General features: G+C 70.4%; 1 protein-coding gene. It reads left to right on the top strand.

Annotated elements, in window-relative coordinates:
- Positions 1–481 precede the first annotated feature (481 nt).
- A partial coding sequence (locus JHN45_RS52085; RefSeq protein WP_201056521.1) for a DNA glycosylase AlkZ-like family protein occupies positions 482–1,127 on the top strand: 646 nt, incomplete at its 3' end.

The raw sequence follows: 1,127 nt of genomic DNA, 5'->3' as shown, positions 1-1,127 counted from the left end.
GCGCGGGGGTCGTCACCGCGGGGCACAAAAAATCGGGCCGGTCCGTGGGGGGGATACGGACCGGCCCGAGGGGGGGTTTCCACCATAACCCTTCGTAAGTGATGCTGCGTGCATCGGCGTGCCACAACTACTCTCCGAAGTCGGCCGACAACGCGACGAGGGGCCTGGAAGCGCTGATTCCAGCCCTGATCATGGCCGGTTCACAGTGGATTACGAGGCGAACATGCGGGTTTTCCGCCAGCCCCCGGCGTGTCGCTCTCAGGGGTGACATCGCAAGTGAACGTCCACTTGACGGGGCAGGGCACCGCGCAGCCCCCTCCACCGCGCGGTGCCCACCGCGCAGCTTTGCTCACGCGAATTACCTTGGTCCGAACTTACGTGAGGAGATGGCCGGGAAGCGAGTCGATCTCGATAACGATGTGGAAACCGCGTGGAGGTGTGGCGGACATCCGGTGACCTAGTTCGGTCCTAGCGTCGGGGTATGACCGTGAAGATCACTTGGGAGCGGGCGAGCGCCCGCCGTCTCGAACGGCAGTTCCTGGACACCCCGGCCGGGACCGGCACACCGGTCGCCGACGTGGTGGCGTCGATGCTCGCCGCCCACGCGCAGGTGCTGTCCGCCGCCGAGCTGTCAGTGGGGGTACGGGCGGCCGGGCGGACCCGGACGGACGTCCGAGCGGCGTTGTGGCAGGCCGACGGCTCACCCGCCTCCCTGCTCAAGACGCACGGCCCGCGCGGAACCGTCCATCTGCTGCCCATCGGCGAACTCCCGCTGTGGAGCGCCGCGTTGACCGTGATCCCGGGCACCGGCCGGTTCGCCCCCGACATCCGGCTCACCGACCCCCAGGCCACCGAGGTGGTCGCGGCCGTCGCCGACGCCCTCGACGGCCGGACCCTGACCATCGACGAACTCGACGAGGCGGTTGTCGCCCGCACCGGCCCGTGGGCCGGGGACCGGGTGATGCCGGCCTTCCAGGACCTGTGGCCGCGCTGGCGCCAGGTCCTGCACCGGGCCGGCCAGTCCGGCGCCCTGTGCTTCGCCCCCAACCGCGGCCGCAAAGTCACCTACACCCGCCCGCCCCGCTTCACCCCGCTCCCCACGACCGAGGCCCTGCGCACACTCGTCC

Origin of the sequence: Streptomyces sp. MBT53 (assembly GCF_016654115.1) — a bacterium.
Taxonomy (GTDB): Bacteria; Actinomycetota; Actinomycetes; order Streptomycetales; family Streptomycetaceae; genus Streptomyces.
The sequence above is the reverse complement of the archived record's forward strand: the minus strand, read 5'-3'. Positions and strand labels throughout refer to the sequence as shown.